The 18,786-nt window shown below is 63.9% G+C and carries 19 protein-coding genes; 10 read left to right on the top strand and 9 right to left on the bottom strand.

Annotation, left to right across the window (positions count from 1 at the left end):
• The first annotated feature begins 37 nt into the window (after nucleotides 1-37).
• Nucleotides 38-1,105 (top strand): GNAT family N-acetyltransferase, encoded by a 1,068-nt coding sequence (locus tag RLDS_RS45375; protein WP_021227088.1) that lies wholly within the window; start codon nucleotides 38-40, stop codon nucleotides 1,103-1,105.
• On the opposite strand, the gene RLDS_RS45370 is transcribed toward RLDS_RS45375, so the two are convergent.
• Together RLDS_RS45370 and RLDS_RS45365 are read right to left on the bottom strand one after the other, a co-directional pair.
• On the bottom strand, nucleotides 1,083-1,943 hold the full coding sequence (locus tag RLDS_RS45370; RefSeq protein ID WP_031298565.1) for a cupin domain-containing protein: 861 nt from the start codon (nucleotides 1,941-1,943) through the stop codon (nucleotides 1,083-1,085). The two genes, RLDS_RS45375 and RLDS_RS45370, sit on opposite strands and share 23 nt — an antisense overlap.
• A gap of 5 nt (nucleotides 1,944-1,948) precedes the next feature.
• Entirely contained in the window at nucleotides 1,949-3,079 is a 1,131-nt protein-coding gene (locus RLDS_RS45365; protein WP_021227086.1) for a GNAT family N-acetyltransferase, read from the bottom strand.
• Nucleotides 3,080-3,211: 132 nt separating this feature from the next.
• Between RLDS_RS45365 and RLDS_RS45360 the strand changes: the two genes are divergently transcribed.
• The 4 genes from RLDS_RS45360 to RLDS_RS45345 all read left to right on the top strand — a co-directional run bounded on the left by RLDS_RS45360 (nucleotide 3,212) and on the right by RLDS_RS45345 (nucleotide 6,916).
• Entirely contained in the window at nucleotides 3,212-4,213 is a 1,002-nt protein-coding gene (locus tag RLDS_RS45360) for an NAD-dependent epimerase/dehydratase family protein (protein ID WP_031298563.1), read from the top strand.
• Between the two features lie 224 nt (nucleotides 4,214-4,437).
• Nucleotides 4,438-5,514 carry a KpsF/GutQ family sugar-phosphate isomerase gene (locus RLDS_RS45355; RefSeq protein WP_021227084.1) on the top strand — a complete coding sequence of 359 codons (1,077 nt, stop codon included), beginning with the start codon at nucleotides 4,438-4,440 and terminating at the stop codon, nucleotides 5,512-5,514.
• Nucleotides 5,511-6,320, top strand: a complete 810-nt coding sequence (gene kdsB / locus RLDS_RS45350; RefSeq protein ID WP_031298560.1) for a 3-deoxy-manno-octulosonate cytidylyltransferase — start codon at nucleotides 5,511-5,513, stop codon at nucleotides 6,318-6,320. The genes RLDS_RS45355 and kdsB overlap by 4 nt, the downstream gene beginning before the upstream one ends.
• Nucleotides 6,321-6,325: 5 nt before the next feature.
• The gene (locus RLDS_RS45345; RefSeq protein WP_021227082.1) at nucleotides 6,326-6,916 is read left to right on the top strand and encodes a histidine phosphatase family protein; all 591 of its coding nucleotides are present in this window, start codon (nucleotides 6,326-6,328) and stop codon (nucleotides 6,914-6,916) included.
• On the opposite strand, the gene RLDS_RS45340 is transcribed toward RLDS_RS45345, so the two are convergent.
• Both RLDS_RS45340 and RLDS_RS55410 read right to left on the bottom strand, forming a co-directional pair.
• Nucleotides 6,913-7,908 (bottom strand): S66 peptidase family protein, encoded by a 996-nt coding sequence (locus RLDS_RS45340; RefSeq protein ID WP_040603849.1) that lies wholly within the window; start codon nucleotides 7,906-7,908, stop codon nucleotides 6,913-6,915. The genes RLDS_RS45345 and RLDS_RS45340 overlap by 4 nt on opposite strands.
• Before the next feature lie 47 nt (nucleotides 7,909-7,955).
• Nucleotides 7,956-8,399, bottom strand: coding sequence for a cupin domain-containing protein (locus RLDS_RS55410; RefSeq protein ID WP_021227080.1), 444 nt, complete (start codon nucleotides 8,397-8,399; stop codon nucleotides 7,956-7,958).
• Between the two features lie 57 nt (nucleotides 8,400-8,456).
• On the opposite strand from RLDS_RS55410, the gene dapE reads away from it, so the two are divergent.
• Complete coding sequence (dapE, locus tag RLDS_RS45335) at nucleotides 8,457-9,602, top strand: succinyl-diaminopimelate desuccinylase (protein WP_021227079.1); 1,146 nt, start codon at nucleotides 8,457-8,459, stop codon at nucleotides 9,600-9,602.
• Between the two features lie 3 nt (nucleotides 9,603-9,605).
• Here dapE and RLDS_RS45330 read toward each other — a convergent pair whose 3' ends face one another.
• The 4 genes from RLDS_RS45330 to RLDS_RS45320 all read right to left on the bottom strand — a co-directional run bounded on the left by RLDS_RS45330 (nucleotide 9,606) and on the right by RLDS_RS45320 (nucleotide 13,890).
• On the bottom strand, nucleotides 9,606-11,291 hold the full coding sequence (locus tag RLDS_RS45330; protein WP_021227078.1) for a putative bifunctional diguanylate cyclase/phosphodiesterase: 1,686 nt from the start codon (nucleotides 11,289-11,291) through the stop codon (nucleotides 9,606-9,608).
• Nucleotides 11,292-11,391: 100 nt separating this feature from the next.
• The gene (locus RLDS_RS0128510; RefSeq protein ID WP_031298558.1) at nucleotides 11,392-11,931 is read right to left on the bottom strand and encodes a Smr/MutS family protein; all 540 of its coding nucleotides are present in this window, start codon (nucleotides 11,929-11,931) and stop codon (nucleotides 11,392-11,394) included.
• A gap of 11 nt (nucleotides 11,932-11,942) precedes the next feature.
• Complete coding sequence (gene mltA, locus RLDS_RS45325; RefSeq protein WP_031298556.1) at nucleotides 11,943-13,217, bottom strand: murein transglycosylase A; 1,275 nt, start codon at nucleotides 13,215-13,217, stop codon at nucleotides 11,943-11,945.
• A gap of 19 nt (nucleotides 13,218-13,236) precedes the next feature.
• Nucleotides 13,237-13,890, bottom strand: a complete 654-nt coding sequence (locus tag RLDS_RS45320; RefSeq protein ID WP_021227075.1) for a Tim44/TimA family putative adaptor protein — start codon at nucleotides 13,888-13,890, stop codon at nucleotides 13,237-13,239.
• A 181-nt stretch (nucleotides 13,891-14,071) separates the two neighbouring features.
• Between RLDS_RS45320 and secB the strand changes: the two genes are divergently transcribed.
• The 3 genes from secB (at nucleotide 14,072) to trpS (ending at nucleotide 17,296) form a co-directional block, all read left to right on the top strand.
• On the top strand, nucleotides 14,072-14,578 hold the full coding sequence (gene secB / locus RLDS_RS45315) for a protein-export chaperone SecB (RefSeq protein WP_021227074.1): 507 nt from the start codon (nucleotides 14,072-14,074) through the stop codon (nucleotides 14,576-14,578).
• 119 nt (nucleotides 14,579-14,697) lie between these two features.
• Nucleotides 14,698-16,272, top strand: a complete 1,575-nt coding sequence (gene murJ, locus RLDS_RS45310) for a murein biosynthesis integral membrane protein MurJ (RefSeq protein ID WP_021227073.1) — start codon at nucleotides 14,698-14,700, stop codon at nucleotides 16,270-16,272.
• 19 nt (nucleotides 16,273-16,291) lie between these two features.
• Nucleotides 16,292-17,296 carry a tryptophan--tRNA ligase gene (gene trpS, locus RLDS_RS45305; protein ID WP_021227072.1) on the top strand — a complete coding sequence of 335 codons (1,005 nt, stop codon included), beginning with the start codon at nucleotides 16,292-16,294 and terminating at the stop codon, nucleotides 17,294-17,296.
• Nucleotides 17,297-17,318: 22 nt separating this feature from the next.
• On the opposite strand, the gene RLDS_RS54630 is transcribed toward trpS, so the two are convergent.
• Nucleotides 17,319-17,909, bottom strand: coding sequence for an energy transducer TonB (locus tag RLDS_RS54630; RefSeq protein WP_021227071.1), 591 nt, complete (start codon nucleotides 17,907-17,909; stop codon nucleotides 17,319-17,321).
• A gap of 197 nt (nucleotides 17,910-18,106) precedes the next feature.
• Between RLDS_RS54630 and RLDS_RS45300 the strand changes: the two genes are divergently transcribed.
• Nucleotides 18,107-18,748, top strand: coding sequence for a DUF4136 domain-containing protein (locus tag RLDS_RS45300; RefSeq protein WP_021227070.1), 642 nt, complete (start codon nucleotides 18,107-18,109; stop codon nucleotides 18,746-18,748).
• Nucleotides 18,749-18,786 lie beyond the last annotated feature (38 nt).

The following is an 18,786-nucleotide window of genomic DNA, read 5'->3' as shown; positions in this document are numbered from 1 at the left end:
GCTTGACCCAAGGGCGCGCTCTGCCACAAGGGGCGCCATGTCCTATCATGCGAGTTTTTCCCGGCCCGACCGGGCTGCGCTGGCCCGCCGCTGGCAGGCGCTGGAGGCGCGATCGGATGCCTCCTTCTTCCTGCGTTGGACCTGGATCGGGGCCTGGCTCGACAGCTATGGCCTGGAACCCGAACTGCTGGCGGTGGTCGATGATGATGGCCGCGACATTGCGCTGGCGCTGGTGGGCCATGCCATGCAGCCGCGTCTGCTGGGACCGGTCGCGACGCTCAGCCTCAACCAGTCCGGTGATCCGGCCGCCGACCGGCCCTATATCGAATATAACGGCCTGCTCGCCGACCGCGACCGCGCCCCCGAAGCTGCCAGCGCCGCCATCGCCGCGCTCGCCGCCCGCCGCGACTGGCGGGCGCTGCGCCTCAGCGGCATGGCACCGGGCAGCCCCTTGCTCGACCTCCCCGCCCGCCGTCGCGTCCGGCGCGACGAATCCCCGGTCTATCAGGTCGATCTCGACGCCGTCCGCGCCGCCAATGGCAATTATCTCTCGCTGCTCAGCGCCAACAGCCGCAGCCAGATCCGGCGCGCGCTCAAGGATCGGGGCGGCGCGTTGCCCCGGATCGCTCACGCTGCACTGGACGATATCGGCCCCTGGGTCGAAGACATGGCGCAGCTCAATAGCGGCCGCCATGCCGACAATGCCTGGGACGATCCCGCATTCCGGGCCTTTGTCGAAACCCTGGCATCACGGGGCCATGCCAATGGGCAGGTCGACCTGCTCCGCCTCACCGACGGCGCGGATCTGGTCGGGCTTCTCATCACCTTCATCCACGCCGGCGTCGCGATGAACTACCAGTCCGCCTTCGCTCCGCCGCGCGGGGCCAAAGACAAGCCAGGGCTGCTCTGCCACGCCGCAGCGGTCGATCATTATGCCGGTCGGGGGCTGGGGCGCTATTCCTTCCTCGCCGGCAAGGATCGCTACAAGCAGAGCCTCGCCACCTGCGAGGAACGACTGGAATGGTGGATGATCGAGCGTTTTTCGCCCCGGCTGGAGCTGGAAGCGCTGCTGCGCCGGATGCTCAGGCGCCCAGCTTCCGCATGATGCGGTAGACCAGCCGGCGCAGGCCCTGCCGTTCCGGCCGGTCGCTGACCGCCCCGGTGGGCAGTCCGCGCTTGCGCAGCAGGGCGTTGAAACTGTGCAACTCGCCCTCCGCCACCGACCGGTCCGACCGCCAGGTGACGGACAGGCTGACCGATACGGCCGGGCCATTTTCGACGAAATGCGGCGCCTTCACCGGCACATGCACCGCGTCTCCCGGCGCGAGCGGGAAGGGGGTGCCCCGGGCCTTGAACCCGTCCTGCCATTCCAGATTGCGATGCCCGCCGCCGTGAAAATCCTCGCTTTTCTGCGCCGGGACAAGCACTTCGTCCCGCGCCGGGAAGATCATCATCGTCTTGTTGCCGATGATCTGAAGCAGGATATTATGTTCCGGGTCCATGTGGAACGGCGTCACGCTGCCCGGCGAACTTAAGAATATGAATGCCTCTCGGTGCAGCATCGGGCCGGTCTGCGCCACCACGATCGGCTCGAGTTCGGCCAGCGCCGCGTCGAGCAAAGCGCCATAGGCCGGGTCGCGCTCGACATTCTTGAGCACGGCCCAGCTGCCATTGGTTTCGATCGTGCGGATCGTTTCGCCCAGCGTCAGTCCGTTGGACGGCGTGTCTTCGGGTCGGACGCCCAGCGGCAGCTTGCCCAGATTATACTCGACCGATGCCGCCGGCATCCGTTCGGCCAGCGTCGCAAGCGCGTCCAGCGTCAGCAGGCTGTGACCGACCAGATCGTGGCTCAGCTTGACCGGCTGGTCGGGATAGGCCTTGGCAAAAGCCGCGCGCGCAGTTTGCGGGAAGGTGGCGGGATGGTGCGCGATGGCGGAATCCATGCTGGTCATGGCTGTCCTTTCAATGTCCTTGCGAGCGCTTCGCTCTTGTTTGCGAGCATGAACGCGGCTTTGCGGCGGAGGCCTTCCATGCCGGTTCCCCGCAACGCTACGCGATATTGCACGATTGTTCGCCGTTCTGCCCACAGGCTGTCGATCATGGGGTGGCCGGGCGCGGCGCAGCTGTCCATCCAGGCAATGGTGGGATCATTCTGAACCGCGTGGAGATTGGCGATTTCTATGAGCACGCCGGGTGAAAAGCGGCCCAGCGCCTCGTCGATGGCAATCTTGAAGGAAAAGGCGCCCTCGCCATGACGAAAGTTCACCAGCATCGCGATCGGCTGCCCATCCAGGTCGATGCGCAACATATGCAGGCGGCCGCCCCGGAATGCGTTGACGCAGGCCGCACGGAAAAAGGCGCCATCGCTTGGTGAGCATGACAGTGCGGTTCCCTGCTTGCCTTTCCAGCCCGCGGCCTCCAGCGCCAGAAAGGCGTCGATCCATTCAGGAAGTTGCGTTTCCTCGCTCAACAGACGCTGCTCGACCGTCCCGAGTTCGCCCAGCCTTTTTTGCAGGCGGCGCAACTCCTTGCGCTTCTTCGCGCGCACCTGGGTGTCCCAATAGCGCTCGGCGTCAAGGTCGGAATGCAGCATCGCGCGTTCGTAGCGATGGACCTCGCGCCAGCCCCGCCGCTGCTGGCCGCACATCGCTTCTAGGGCCGCAGCGTTTGCCCCGGCCGCATCCATCCCCTGAAGGTGCAGAAATCCCTGCGCCCACTGGGCGTCGTCCAGTTGCGCCAGAAAGGATCGCCAGGCTTCCTGCTCCAAGCCGCGCCGGACGATTGGCGCACCCAGGAAACAATGGTCATGCATCCAATTGCCGACGCAGCCGATCGGCAGCCGACCGTGCCGCGCGTGCCGCACGACAGGGAGGAGGCCGATCAATTCTTCACCCGCTACCGCTTCGACCACATGCACCTGATGCTTGCCGTCGAGATGATCCAGCGCCGCCACCAGCATATCGGGCGCATAGAAGGCGTTGGCCTCAGCGGCATCGAGCGCGAGAGCCATCCACCGCGCATCTCGCGATGCGCGTTGCCGGTCAGTGTCCGGATCGGCGGGATGGGAGGCCAGAAGCATAAGGGTGCGATAGCGGCGAATTGTTAGGGAATGGCTAAACCCCATCCTCTATGGGCAAGGCGGCGCATGGCGCTATACAGCAGCCGGCAGGACAGGGAAGGGTTCGGCGATACCCGTGTTGGAGACATTGGCATGACGATATTGGTCACGGGCGCGGCGGGGTTTATCGGCATGCATGTCGCCGACCGCCTGATGGAGCAGGGCCACGCCGTCGTCGGTATCGACAATCTCAATGACTATTATCCCGTCGCCTTGAAGCGGGCGCGACTCGACTTGCTGCGCGAACGTCATGGCAGGCTCTTCACCTTCCACGAGCTGGATTTCGCCGACATGGGCGCGGTGCAGGCGGCACTGACCGATCAGGTGATCGAGGCGATCGTCCATCTAGGCGCGCAGGCAGGCGTCCGTTACTCGCTCATCAATCCCCACGCCTATGTTCGGTCCAACCTGGCCGGGCATGTCAACATGCTGGAACTGGCGCGGGACCGTCATGTCCGCCACCTGGTCTATGCATCGTCCTCCTCTGTCTATGGCGGCAATGAGAGCCTGCCGTTCCGGGTGGAGGACAGGGTGGATCATCCTGTGTCTCTCTATGCCGCGACCAAGCGAGCCGACGAGCTGATGAGCGAAACCTATGCGCATTTGTTTCGTATCCCGATGACCGGCCTGCGCTTTTTCACGGTCTATGGGCCGTGGGGGCGGCCGGATATGGCCATGTGGATCTTCACGTCCAAAATATTGGCCGGGGAGCCCATTCCCGTATTCAACCATGGCAGGATGCAGCGCGATTTCACCTATATCGACGATATTGTCGAGGGCATCATCGGCTGCCTCGATCATCCGCCGGCCGATGACGGCGCGCTGAAGGCGGGAGGCAGTCGCGCGCCGCATCGACTCTATAATATCGGCAATAACCGGCCCGAAGAACTCATGCATCTGATCGCGGTGCTGGAGGAAGCGATCGGCCGTAAGGCGCAGCTGGATTTTCAGCCGATGCAGCCAGGAGACGTGCACGCCACCTATGCCGACATCAGTGCGATCGCGCGGGACATCGGCTTTTCCCCCAGCACCGCGATAGAAATTGGTGTGCCCCGATTCGTGCAATGGTATCGGCGTTACAATGATCTCGATTAAGTGCACGCGCGAATGCCCAAAAGGTTGCGCTGTTCGTCGCCCTAACTCTTCACCTCGTCTCACGGGCAAATTGTGATTTCCTGTTTTTTCGACGCTTTACCTCTTCGCACCTGCAAAATAGATTGCCATAAGTTGCTGAAACGGCGTAGACAGTCGCGTCACGCCGATAACTGATCGGCAGAAGGGTCGCGGAACGAGGAGAGATCACTGACCGAAAGCGGCAGATGATCGGCGCCTTTGTGCCGGCGAGACAGGGCTCGCGGCATCGGGCGGAACTAAAGGGCGAGCGCGTGTCGACATTAGCATCCAAGATTGTGCCATTTGGCTCGGGCAGCCGTATTGTCGATACGGCATGCCGAAGCCTGTCCATCGCGGCTGGCGGCTTGCAGGCGCTTGAGGCGCGGTTCAGCGAGCGGGAATTTGCCGCGACCTTCCTGCGTATGGTCGGCATGCTGATGAAAGTGCGTGGCCGCGTCATCGTGACGGGCATCGGCAAGAGCGGCATCGTCGCGCGCAAGATGACGGCAACCCTGACCTCGACCGGCACGCCGGCCATCTTCCTGCATCCGGCGGACGCTGGCCATGGCGATCTGGGCATGGTGACGCCCGATGATGTCGTGCTGATGCTGTCGCACTCGGGCGAATCTACGGAACTCGGTCCGATCATCCAATATTGCAAGCGATTCGCCATACCCTTGCTGGGCATGACGGCGCAGCCGCAGAGCACCGTCGCGCAGGCCGCCGACATCTGCATCTTGATGCCGGACGTGCAGGAAGCCTGCCCCAACGCCCTGGCGCCGACGACATCGACCACGGTGCAGATGGCGTTCGGCGATGCGCTGGCGGTTTCCCTGATGGAAATGCGTGGTTTTTCCGCGGATGATTTCCATAAATTCCACCCCAATGGCCGTCTGGGCGCGCAGCTTATCAAGGTACGCGAACTCATGGCGCGCGATGAGCAGGTGCCGATGGTGCGCGAAGACGCGTCGCTGCTTGATGCGACCATCGAAATGACGCGCGCGCGCCTGGGTGGCACGGCAGTGGTCGATCGCAATGGCCGCCTGATCGGCGCGTTCACGGACGGCGATCTGCGACGTACTGTCACGGGCAAGCAGAATTTGACCGAGCCGGTTGGCCGTTTCATGACCCAGACGCCGCAAGCCGTCGGACCCGATGAGCTGGCGTCCGAAGCGCTGCACATGATGCATGAGCGCAATATCATGCTGTTGTTCGTCTGCGAAAATGGTCGACTGACCGGGGCGCTGCATATGCATGATTTGTTGCACGCAGGGGTTGCCTGAACCATCTTGTCGTCATTCCCGCGCGCGCCGGATCGACCCGGCTGGCGCGCAAGCCGCTACGGCTGATCGCCGGGCGCACACTGCTGCATCGCACGATCGCCATGGCGCGCGCGGCGATCGCGGGCAGGGATGACGTTGCCTTGGTCGTCGCCACGGACGATGACGCTATTGCGGCCCATGCCCGTGAGGCGGACTGCCCGGCGGTCATGACCGACAGCGCCATTGCAACCGGCTCCGGCCGCGCCCTGGCTGCGGCCCTGTCACTGGCCGAAGCCCCGCGCTTTGTCATCAACCTTCAGGGCGATTCGCCGTTTCAGCCGGAGGGCGCGCTTACTGCCGTGTTGGGCGCGCTGGAGCGGGGCGCTCAGGTCGCGACTCCGGTGATCGCGCTCGATTGGGCGGCGCTGGACGCGCTGCGCGATCACAAGCTACGATCGCCCTTCAGCGGAACGACCTGTGTCCGGGCGCCCGATGGTCGCGCGCTCTGGTTCTCCAAAACGATCCTGCCTGCAATCCGGGATGAAGACCGATTGCGTGCGGCCCATCCGCTGTCTCCCGTATGGCGGCATGTGGGGCTATATGGCTATAGGCTCGATGCGCTGCGGCAGTTCGAGGCAAGCGCGCCGACGATGCTGGAGCGTCTGGAAGGGCTGGAGCAGCTGCGGCTGCTGGAATTGGGGATAGACATCATGACGGTCCCTGTCGATTCGCCCCGTTTCGACAGTTCCGGCATCGACACCGAAGCCGATATTATCAGGGTCGAGCGGCTGATTGCCGAACATGGTGACCCGACGCCGGCGCTCTGACGTCCATGCGCCGCATCTTCGTCATCCGACATGGCAACACCTTCGCTAGTCACGAGGCGCCCCGACGCATTGGGTCCGCGACCGACATTCCGCTGGTCGACAGCGGCCATGCCCAGGCGGCGGCGCTGGCGGACTTTTTTGGCGGGACGAAACTTCGCCTATTGCTGGCAAGTCCGCTGCGGCGTGCGCGTCAGACAGCGGCGCCGATTGCCGCCGCGACGGGCCATGCATTGGATGAATGCTGCGACTGGCTGGGCGAAATCGACCACGGCCCGGATGAGGGCCAGACCGAGGACGCCGTCATCGCTCGCATTGGCGCTGCGGCGCTGGCGCGATGGGAAGAGGACGCTGTCCCGCCGGACGGCTGGCACGTGGACGCGCCCGCGCGGATCGCCGCATGGCGCGCCTTTTTCGCTGAGTCGGGGGAAGGGGCCGACCTGCTCGTCACCAGCAACGGGGCGGCCCGATTCGCGCTGATCGCCCTCGGCCTGCCCCCCGCCAAACTGCGCACAGGCGCGTTTGGCGAATTTTCCGTCGATGGTGATGGCAGGGTGCGATGCGTGCGCTGGAATGTGCGTCCGCCTGAAGCCGCTTAGCTGACCGCCGGCTCCAGCAGCCTTATCGTCCCTGCCGTCGCGTCCATTTCCGCCGGCACGCCCAGCGGCAGGCTATATTGATTGGCGACATGGCCGAATTGCCCGCCCTGGAACGCCGGGATGCCCAGGGGGCCAAGATGCTGTTGCAGCACTTCCGACAGGGTGAAGCCCCCATAGCTGGGACCGGCAGCTCCGCAATCAGTGCATTGGCCAAAGACGACGCCCGCCAGCTTGTCGAGGATACCGCCCAGTTTAAGCTGTGTCAGCATCCGGTCGATTCGGTAGGGCGCTTCGCCAATATCCTCGATGAAGAGGATCGCGCCCGAAAAGTCGGGCAGCCATGGCGTGCCCATCAAGGCGGCAAGGACCGTCAGATTGCCGCCCAGCAACCGTCCGCGCGTTATGCCCGAACCAAATGTTCGGACCCGGCCGATCCTTTGCGCCAGGCGGTCTTCATGTCCCTGCGGATTGGTCAGCGTCGGCGTGCCCGCGTCGAACGCGACGGCGCGGAACGCATCCCAGCTATATTGGCCCCAGCTGCTCGATGCGTTGGGGCCATGAATGGTCGTGAAGCCGGCCTTGGCCGCAACGGCCAGATGCAAGGCAGTAATGTCGGAAAAGCCGATGAGCAGCTTGGGGTTGGCGCGGATGGTTCGCCAGTCGAGCAGCGGCAGAATGCGCGCGCAACCCCAGCCGCCGCGCACCGCGAAGATCGCGCTGACCGCCGGGTCGGCGAACATGGCGTTCACGTCCGACGCCCTGTCCGCATCCTTCCCCGCCAGATAGCCATAGCGATCGACCAGATGCGGCGCGCGTTTGGGTTTCAGGCCCATGGCCCTGATCGTGTCTTCCACCAGATCCAGGTCGAATGCGTCATCGGTAAATCCTGCCGGCTCGATCAGGCCGACGATATCGCCTTCCCGCAGCCTGCGCGGCTTGATGAGGCCTGGGGTGGTCGCGGCGCCGGCGGAGGATGCGTAAGCCGCCATCATCATGCTGCCTGCGCCCGTAACCAGAGCGCGGCGGTTCATCTCGATCGTCAATATCGTCTCCCATCCTTGTGCCGGAAGGCACCGCCAGACCATAGCAGGTCTACATCCGGATAATGGCAATCGCCCGATGGCGGCCGGCCAAAGGCCATGAAGGCGCAATCGGCGTCGCTTTCATTCACCAGATGATGGCCATTGGGCTCGCCCTTGGGGAAGGCGGCACAGTCGCCGGCATGCAGCACTGTTCGCCCGCCTTCTTCAACAAGTGTGGCTTGCCCGGCCAGCATCACCACGAATTCATCCTCATCCTCGTGCCAATGGCGCTGGGACGAAGCGGCCCCGGGTTTCAGCACGACATGGCTGACGCCGAAATCGGCGAGGCCGATGGCTGGCGCGATGCGCCGGACCCAACGCTGCTGGACCGGACCCGCATGATCAGCGGGATAGGTTGTGCCATTGCTCTGGACGATATCGTCCAGATCGATGCGGGGCATGGCGTCCTCCTTCCTGTGCGGCTGGCCAAGGGGCAGGGCATTCGCTAACGCGTCGCCATGAGCATGACCAGCACCAATGATGATGTCGTGGCCCTGGCGCAGCGCCTGCTGGCCTGTCCGTCCATAACTCCTGCGACCGGCGCGGTGTTTGACGAACTGGAATCGATGCTCGTGCCGCTCGGCTTCACGGTCGATCGGTTCACGGCCGGGAAAGCGCCCGATGGCCCTGTGGAAAATCTGCTGGCGTGGCGCACGACCGGCGCAGGCCCGCATTTTGCCTTTGCCGGGCATCTGGATGTCGTTCCGCCGGGCGCGGGGTGGAACAGCGACCCATTCTCTCCGGACATTCGTGGCGACCTTCTATACGGGCGTGGGGCCGTTGACATGAAAGGCGCGATCGCAGCCTTCGTCGCCGCGCTTGCCGATCTGCCGGACGATTTGCCCGGTACGATCAGCCTGATCATCACGGGCGACGAGGAAGGTCCCGCCACATATGGAACATTGGCCCTGATGGAGCGGATGGCGACGCGCGCGCTACGGCCGGACCTGTGCCTGGTGGGCGAACCGACATCGTCGCACCGCCTGGGCGATGTGATGAAGATTGGACGGCGGGGCTCGGTCAATATGTGGATCAGCGTCGCCGGATCACAGGGGCATGTCGCTTACCCGCATCTCGCGGATAATCCGATACCCGCCCTGGTCCGCATCCTAACGGCGGTCGAGGCGGAGATACTGGACGAGGGGACCGAGTGGTTCCAGCCCAGCAATATCGAAATCACTGATATCGAGGTCGGAAACCCCGCGCACAATGTCATTCCCGGCAAAGCCACGGCGCGCATTTCGATCCGGTTCAACGATCGGCATAGCGGCGCATCGCTGATCGACCGGATCACCGCGCTCGCCGCGCCGGAGGGCGGAACGGTGGAGGCCCGGATTAGCGGCGAATCCTTTTTGACGGCGCCTGGCATTTTATCGGATATTGTCGGCGCGTCGATCAGGGATGTGACGGGTGTCGAGGCGGAATTGTCGACCACGGGCGGCACGTCCGACGCCCGTTTCCTGTCGCGCCTCTGCCCGGTGGTCGAATTCGGCCTCAACAATGCGACCATGCATAAGCTGGATGAAGCCGTCGCGGTTCAGGACTTGCGCGATCTTCAACGCATCTATGCACAGATCGTGGATAGGGCGCTGCGGCTGTCCTGACGCTTAGCCGATAAGGCGTTCCTGCACGATCAGCGGAACGGCAAAACGGGTGAGATAGCTTTGCTCATCCATCGGCCGCGCAAGATGATAGCCCTGGAACAAGGTGCATCCGATGACGCGCAGCACGTCCATCTGCGCCTCATTCTCCACCCCTTCGACCACGACTTCCATGCCAAGGCCCTGGATCAGGCCGACGACGGCGGAGCAGATGGTGCGGGCTTCGGCCGAACTGGCGATGTCACGCACCAGGCTGCGGTCGATCTTGATGCGGTCGACTGGCAATTCGCGCAGGCGGGCGAGGTTGGAATAGCCCGTGCCGAAATCGTCTATCGCAATGCATACGCCCTCGGTTCGCAGGGCGATCAGTTGCTCCAGCACGCGGGGGTCCATGTTCATGGCGACGGATTCGGTGATTTCCAGTTCCAGCATCGACGCCGGCGTCTGATGAGTCGCCATGGCATGGCGAAATCGCAGGAAGAAATCGGCCTGCGACAGCTCCCGCGTGCTGATGTTGATGGCGATCCGCTGCCTTTGCCCGGCCTCCGCCCAGCGCGCGGCCGTTTCGCAGACGCGGCTCATCACCCAGTCGCCCAAGGCGACGATGGTGCCGCTCTCTTCAGCAACCGGGACGAAAGCGCCCGGCATGACCAGATCGCGTTCCGGGTGCGCCCATCGGACCAGGGCTTCGGCGGCGACCGCCTGGCCATTGGTGACGTCTATCTGAGGTTGGAACTCCAGCAGGAATTCCTCCCGCTGCAGGGCGAGCAACAGGTCGCGCTCCAATTCGGCGCGATCGGCCGCCTCCAGCGCCAGGTCGCTATTATAGATTTCCGCCCGACCGCGCCCCTGATGCTTGGCGTGATACATGGCGACGTCGGCCGCACGCAGCAACGCCGACAGGGTGTCGCCATGATCGGGATAGCAGGCAATGCCAATGGATGCGCCCAACTGAACATGCTGGCTGCCGAGGTCGAACCGTTCGCCCAGGGCAAATTGCACGGCGCGCGCGATCCGTGCCGCCGCGCTGGGGCCGGGCAGGAAGGGAAAGAACATGGTGAATTCATCGCCGGCGAGGCGGCCGATCACGGCGTCGCCGGTGCCCGCGCTCACCTGCGCCATGACCACTTCGCGCAACCGCCCGGCGACACGGGCCAGCAACTGATCGCCCGCAGCGTGGCCCAGGCTGTCGTTGACGCCCTTGAACCCATCCAGGTCGATGAAGAATAGCGCAGCCATGGCATCCGATGTTCGGCCCGTCAGATGCCGTTCCACCTGACGGCAGAAGCTGGTGCGATTGGCAAGGCCGGTAATCTGATCGAATAGCGCCAGGCTCTGCACATGATCCAGGTTCGTGCGCACCTGGGAAAACAGGCTTTGCATCGCGACGGACAGGTCCGGCAATTCAGCGCCGATATCGGGCGACACGGGGGATTGCAGATCGCCATGTGCGGCGGAGAGGAGCCGCTCTGTCGCGCTGTCGACGGCGGCGGCGGTCGAAGCCATGGATCGGCTGGTCGACGCCCAGCTCAACGTGCCGCACAAAATGGCGATGATCAGGGCGCGGCCGACCTGAATCAGATCATCCTGCTGGCCCGGCGTGTAGCCCAGCACCAGCGACAGGGTGAAGACCAAAGCCCCCGCAGCGCAGGCGAAGGCAGTGGCGCGGCTTTTCAACGTCACCCCCCGCATATGTCTCCTGCCTGCTTTACGCTCCGGTCAGGGAGCACCAATCCGATGCATATGGGACATGCTGGTTAAGAAACGGTCAGCGTTTGAAGCGGGCAGCAGATTATTTTGCGCGACGCAATATCACATAGAGCGCGCCGTCACCCCCATGGCGCGGATGGGCGATCCGCACGCTGGCGATCCGGTGGGCGTGGGGACTGGTTTCCAGCCAATGGCCAATCTCGCCGCGGATCGCGCCCCGGCGTGACGAGCCGGATTTTTCCGCCGTCTTGGGCGGCTTTCCCGTCACGACCAACAGCACCCGCGCCTGGTTCATCACGGCCGAGGCAAGCGCCTGGTTCAAGCGCGCGTGCGCGGCCGACAGGCTGTGCCCGTGCAAATCGATGCTCATGTCCGGGTTGATATTGCCGCCGCGAATGCGCCTTTCCCAGGTGCCGTCCAATATGGCGGCGGGCGCCGGGCGCGATGATGGCGGGGGGGCGGGAGGAGGGAGCGGCCGGGGACGGCTCGGGGGGGTGTGATCGACTGCCTGTGACGCGTCAGGGACGAGGACCGGGGCGGCTTGCGGTCGCAAAGGGCGGACGGATCGGATCAGCGCCGCCCAGAGCGCTTCCTCCTCCGCATTGAGCCTCCGCCTGGTCATGGCGGCGCCCGTCAGCGCCCGGTGAGGCGGGCCGCCGATCCGATCGGCAGCAGGATGAGGGCGCTGCCCCGCGCCGACATGCCCCCGGCAATCGCCCGGGCCCGCGCGCCCGCACCCCAGAAACTGTCGAAGCGATTCGCCCCCTTGATCGCACCACCTGTGTCCTGGGCGATCCAGATGCCGTTGGGTTCGGCGCGATCGAGCGATAACAGCACCGGCGCGCCCATGGGGATATATTTGGGATCGGCGGCGACGGTAGCTTCGGGCGTCACCGGCACGCCCATCGCGCCCAGCGGCCCTGGGCCGGTGAGCTCACGAAAGAAGACAAAACTTTTATTCTCATTCATGATCGCCGCGCCCTTTTCCGGGTTGGCGCGCAAATATCCCATAATGTCCTGCATCGACCCGGCCTGGATCAGTCCGCGATCCTTCATCAGCTTGCCGATGCCGGTATAGTCGCGGCCATTCTGCCCATCATAGCCGATGCGCATGACGCCGCCGTCAGGCAGCAGCAGGCGGCCGCTCCCCTGAATCTGAAGGAAGAAAAATTCCACCGGGTCCGCAGCCCATGCGAGTTCCAGTCCCCGGCCCGTTAGCGATCCCGCGACGATCTGGCTGCGCTCGTCATAGGGGATGAATTTGGTGCCCTGCACCTTGCCGCGAATCGAGCGACCTTTCAGGCTGTCGCTGAACAGGCCCAGATCCACGTCGACAAGGTCGGACGGACGACGATAGATCGGCACGGCATAGCCCGGCTGACGACTGCGCGACCCGGCTATTTCAGGCTCATAATAGCCTGTGACGAAGGCTGCGCCGTCGCCGACCTGAACGGCCTCGAAATAGCGGGAGAAAAATTCGCTTGCTGATGAATCGGGCCAGCTTGAAGCGGCCGAGCAGGCGGTGTTCCAGTCCGATCCGCGCGTCAGGCCGCTCTGGTCGGTGCGCCGCATCAAGCTGGGGCAGGACAGGCGAAACGCGACGAGCGCCTGCCGCGAGCGCGCGCCAGACGGCAGCAAGTCGGCGATGGCCGGCCCGCGCGTTACGCCCAGGCCCGCCGCCGTGGTCGTGTCGATGCCCGGCGGCGTCGCCGCGTCGACGGACAAAGTGGGGCGGGGCGTAGCCGGTGTGGGGCGCGCGGCGACTTCAGCCGCGGGCGAAGGACTTGTTGGCGTGGGTGCGGGACGGCCAGGCGCCGGGCCACCAGCGGATGGCGGAATGACGCTTCCGGCACAGGCAGACAGCAGCAATGCCGCCGCCACGACGCCCCCCTTGCGATGCCCCCTCATGCGCCGGTCAGGCCCGCAATCACGCTTCGTCGGTTTCGCTGAGTTTCCAGTTGGGATCGGCGCTGCGAATATCGCGCGTGAAGGTCCAGATGTCCTTCGTATCGATCGCATCCGTCATCGATCCGGCAATCACATTGCCGTCACGGTCGCGAGTGACAGCCGCAATATCAGCTTCGAAACGCATCGCGATCTCAGCGACGCGATCGCGGACGGTCGCCTCGACAATCTGTGCCTTCTCGATGCGGACCAGGCGGTTGTCGAGCACATGCCCTTCGGCCTCGCGCGTCGCGATCGCTTCTTCGAACGACGCCAGCACATCAGCGTCGCACAGCCAAGCCAGTTCTTCACGATCGCCGCGCCAGAAGGCCTCCAGCACCATCTTGTAGGCGCTCTTGGCGCCCTCGACGAACTGGGGAACGTCGAAATTACGATCGACGGAAATCAATGTCCGAACGCCGGTTTCCGCGCCGGGGGCAATCAGCCCTTCGGCAAGGCGGACCGTATCGCTACCCCCCTGGCTCATGGGGCCGGGCTGCAACACCGTGACTTTCGCGCGATCCTCGGCAGGACGCAGCGCGGGCTCCTGCTCGTGGCCCGTGCGCTTGCCGAGCACGGAATAGAGCCGAAGCGCCAGGAAGCCGGCGATCATGGCGAGGATGACGATCACATACACGGAAGCAAATACCCTTTGTTCGGGACGATGTTCCCGACAACATAGGCATGTTTCCCCCCAACTTCAAATAGACTGTGGCCGGCGCGGCATTGCCCTTGTTCCGCGCCCCTGCTAAGCGCGCGGGCACTGATATTCCGGGGGCCTGCGGCCGCCGGCCAACTGGGAAAGTCAAGGTAGGGATATGGCCGACGAAGCCGACATCAACAGCACCATCAACGTCCAGCCCAATGGCGCGGACACCGGGCCGCAGATCGCGCTCATCAGCCAATATGTGAAGGACCTGTCCTTCGAAAACCCCAATGCGCCGGCGGTCTATCAATGGCCCGACCAGCCGCAGATCGACGTCCAGTTCAACATCGGCGCCGACAAGGTGGGCGAGGAAGTGCTGGAAGTGTCGCTCAAGATCGAGGTGAAGGCAATCGCCCCGCAGGGCACGGCTTTCGCCGTCGAACTGCTTTATGCCGCCATTTTCGGCATGCGCAACGTGCCCGAAGACCAGATCCAGCCCTTCATGCTGGCCGAAGCGCCGCGCCTCATCTTCCCCTTCGCCCGCCGCGTATTGGCCGACGCCATCCGCGACGGCGGTTTCCCGCCGCTGCTGCTGGACCCGATCGATTTCGGCTCGCTCTACATGCAGCAGGCGCAGCAGATGCAGACGACCGCGGGCGAACCGGCCGGTCACGCCTGACCATAGGGCGATGAGCCTCGCTCCCGTTCGGGCTGAGCCCTTTGCAGTCCTGCCCCTGTCTGTCGCAGACGGGGATGGGCGGGCGAAGGGGGCTGTCCGGCGGGACGGGGCGGCATGATATGAAACTTGTCCGCGCTCTGGGATCGGTCGGTGGGCTGACGCTCGCCAGCCGGGTGCTGGCGCTGGTGCGCGATTCGCTGGCGGCGCGCTATGTCGGTGCGGGTTTTGCGTCCGACGCCTTCAACGGCGTCGCCTTCCGCCTGCCCAATATGTTTCGCGCGCTCTTTGCCGAAGGGGCGTTTTCCGCAGCTTTCATCCCGCTCTTCAACAAGAAGGCGGCGGGGGATGGCGGGCTTCCCGCCGGCTATGATTTTGCCGAGCGTGCGCTGGCCGTGCTGCTGCCGGTGCTCATCCTCTTCACCCTGATCCTGCTGGCGGCGGCCTGGCCGATCACATGGGCGCTGTCAGGCGGTTTTGCGCGGCAGAACCCGACGGCGGATCAATTCGCCTATGCCGTCACCCTGTCGCGGATCACCATTCCCTATCTGGCGCTGATCTCGCTCGCCTCGCTGTTGGGCGGCATCCTCAATTCGCTCGACAAATTCTGGGTCAATGCGGCCGCGCCGATCCTGCTCAATGTCGCGATGATCGTCGGCCTGTGGTTTTTCCATGGCGCCGACGAATATGAAACCGCCCGCGTCCAGGCCATCTCCGTCACGATCGGCGGCGCGTTGCAATTGCTGTGGCTGATCTTGGCCTGCCGCCGGGCTGGCGTCACGATCCGGCTCAAGCGGCCGCGCTTCGACAGCGACGTGCGCGAATTATTGCGCCGGGTCATCCCCGCAGCGGCGGGCGCGGGCGCGTCGCAGATCAATCTGCTCATTTCCACCGCCTTGTCCGGTTGGCTGCTCGCCTCCGGGTCGATTACCTATATTTATTATGCCGACCGGCTGAACCAGCTGCCTTTGGGCCTGATCGGCATCGGCCTTGGCACCATCCTGCTGCCCACCATTTCGCGCATGCTCTCGAAAGGGCAGGACGCGCAGGCGATGGAAACACAGAATCGCGGCATCGAACTGGCGCTGTTCCTGACGCTTCCGGCCACTGTCGCCTTCCTGGTCGTGGCGGAGCCGATCGTGCGCGGCCTGTTCCAATATGGCCGCTTCACCGCCGAGGATGCGATGCGGTGCGGATGGGCGCTGTCAGCCTTCTCGATCGGCCTGCCCAGCTATGTGCTGGTGAAGGTGCTGACGCCCGGCTATTATGCGCGCGGCGACACGAAAACGCCGGTCCGCTACGCGATGCTGTCGATCCTCATCAATATCATCGGCAATCTGGCGATGATTCCGACGCTGGGCCATGTCGGCCCGCCGCTGGCCACGGCGCTGTCCTCGACCGTCAATGTCGCGATGCTTTACACCACGCTGGTCAAGCGCGGGCATTTCTCTGCGGACGAAGGTTTGCGGCGTCGTATCCCGCGCCTTGCCCTCGCCGCGCTGATTATGGGCGCGGCGCTATGGGCGGGGGAGGACCTGCTCGACCCATGGCTGACCGGCTCCATGGTCCAGCGTTACCTCGCACTGGCGCTGCTGGTAGGCGCAGGTGTGGCGCTTTACGGGCTGGCCTCCTTCGTCACGGGGGCTTATCGGCTGTCCGACATCCAGGCGCTGATGCGCCGCAAACATGCACACTGAAGACAAGAACGGATCAACTATGCGCGTCCTTTCCGGCATCCAGCCCACCGGCAATCTGCACCTTGGCAATTATCTGGGCGCGATCCGCAACTGGGTGCGGATGCAGGATGAGATGGACGGTGAGAGCCAGTGCTTCTTTTTCCTGGCCGATATGCATTCCATCACCATCCATGAAGGGCGGGAGGCGCGCATCCGCAATGTTCGCGACATGGCTGCCGCCCTGGTCGCGGCTGGCATCGATCCGGATCGGTCTGTCCTGTTCAACCAGGCGCGCGTGCCGGCCCATGCCGAGCTGTGCTGGCTGTTGAACGGCACCGCCCGGATCGGCTGGCTGAACCGCATGACCCAGTTCAAGGACAAGGTCGGCAAGGATCGCGAGGGCGCCTCGATCGGGCTGTTCGTCTATCCCGTGCTCCAGGCGGCCGACATTTTGCTCTATAACGCGACTCATGTCCCGGTGGGCGAGGACCAGAAGCAGCATCTGGAACTGGCGCGCGACATCGCGACCAAGTTCAATACCGATTTCGGCGTCGACCTGTTCACCATGCCCGCGCCGATCATCCCCAAGGAATCGGCGCGAATCATGTCATTGCGCGATGGCAGCGCGAAAATGTCGAAGTCCGACCCGTCCGACATGAGCCGGATCAACCTGACCGACGACGACGACGCCATCATGCAGAAGGTCAAGAAGGCAAAGACCGATCCTGAACCGCTGCCTGAAACGGCCGAGGGTCTGACGGGCCGGCCAGAGGCAAATAATCTGGTCGGCATATTCGCGACGCTGGCCGGCAGGACGCCCGATGCCGTCTGCGCCGACTTTGCCGGCAAGGGGTTTGGCGCTTTCAAGCCCGCGCTAGGCGAAGTGCTGGTGGAAACGCTGCGTCCCATCCGCGAGCGGTTTCTGGCTCTGCGTACCGATGACGCCGCGCTCGACGCGATTTTGAACAAGGGCGCGGCGCGGGCAGCCGCGGCGGCCGAGCCAACCCTGCGCGCGGCCTATGACGCAATGGGCCTGATGCGCTGAGAAGATTAGGAGGAGGCGGCCTTCAGTCGCCTTCTTCGACCCTCTCCAATTTCGTCGTGATGCGCATTTTCTGCCGGATAGGATTGCCTGATGTGTCCTTCTGAATCGGAAAACGCTTGCCCATTATCGGCAGGCAACTTGACTGGTCGGGCGCTATATTTCCGTCGATCATCGTGCGGCAGTCGGACGGGCTTCCGTCCGGATTGATTGTGAACGTCGTTTCCGTGATGCTGGGAGATGAAAATAGAGCTGAGGCGTCGGGCAAACGCCAGTTAATCCGTGCTGTGAAGGTGCCGCTGACGGCGCTTCCGCTGGCATCCTTGGCCGGACTGAAGCGAGCCCGCTCCATCGCCTTCGCACAGGCCGTTTCGTCCAGAAGGGCCGATCCACTGCTGGATGTTGTCGTGCAATTCGTGGGTATGCCATCGCGATTGATGTCCAGTCGAAAGCTCGTGGACCCCTCGATTTCCTGCCGCATCGCTTCCATCGGATAATCGTCACTGGTCACCCAGGTTCCGGGGTTGCCAACGGGCGTTGCCCGCTGCGCTGGCTCGGAGGCGCTGGCTGCCACCGGAATGGCAAGCGAAGCGCATATGCAGAAGAAACGGAGCATCGGTCATCCTTGCCGCAAGCTCTGGATATTTGCCAGTGCTACGACGGGTTTACGCCTCCCCTGCCGTCCAAGGCCATGAGAACATGGTTTGCGCCCATTCGGTCTCTTCAAGCGTTCAAACGATGTTCAGTTGCCTTTTGCTACAGCAGGGCGCAAGAATGAACCCAGGCTTCATGCCTGTCACAGGACGCAGAAAAATGACCCGTATCAAGAAGTTCGGTCTGTTCGCGGCGCCCGCTCTGGCGCTGGTGGCGCTGTCGGGCTGCGCCACGTCGTTCAAAGCCGATGTCGCCCGTTTCCAGCAACTTCCCGCGCCGGCGGGGCAGAGCTTCACGATCGTCGCGGATGATCCCAAGCTCGCCGGGGGCCTCGAATTCGCGCATTATGCGGATCTCGTCGGCCAGCGGCTGGCGCAGACCGGCTATGTGCCAGCCAGCGACCCGGCCAGCGCCGATCTGATCGTTCGGGTTGCCTATGATGTCGACAATGGCCGTGAAAAGGTCCGCTCGACCGGCTTTGGCGACCCCTTTTATGGTGGGTGGGGCTGGCGCGGTCGCTGGGGCCGGCCATGGGGCTATGGCTTTTATGACCCGTGGCTGTTCGGGCCCAGCGGCTATACCGATGTGTCGAGCTATACGGTCTACACCAGCGATCTGAGGATGAAGATCGATCGTGCAGCCGACAATCGCCGTCTGTTCGAGGGAACTGCCAGCGCGCAATCCCTGTCGAACAAATTGACCTATCTGGTGCCCAATCTGATCGACGCGATGTTCACCAATTTCCCCGGTCAGAATGGCGAGAATGTGAAGATCACATTGCCGCCCGAAGGCCGCGGCTGATACACGGGCCTTAAGGTGACAAAAGCCCGGCGTTCCCT

Source organism: Sphingobium lactosutens DS20, assembly GCF_000445105.1.
GTDB lineage: Bacteria > Pseudomonadota > Alphaproteobacteria > Sphingomonadales > Sphingomonadaceae > Sphingobium > Sphingobium lactosutens.
Note: the sequence above shows the minus strand (reverse complement) of the source record. Positions and strands in the feature narration are given on the sequence as shown.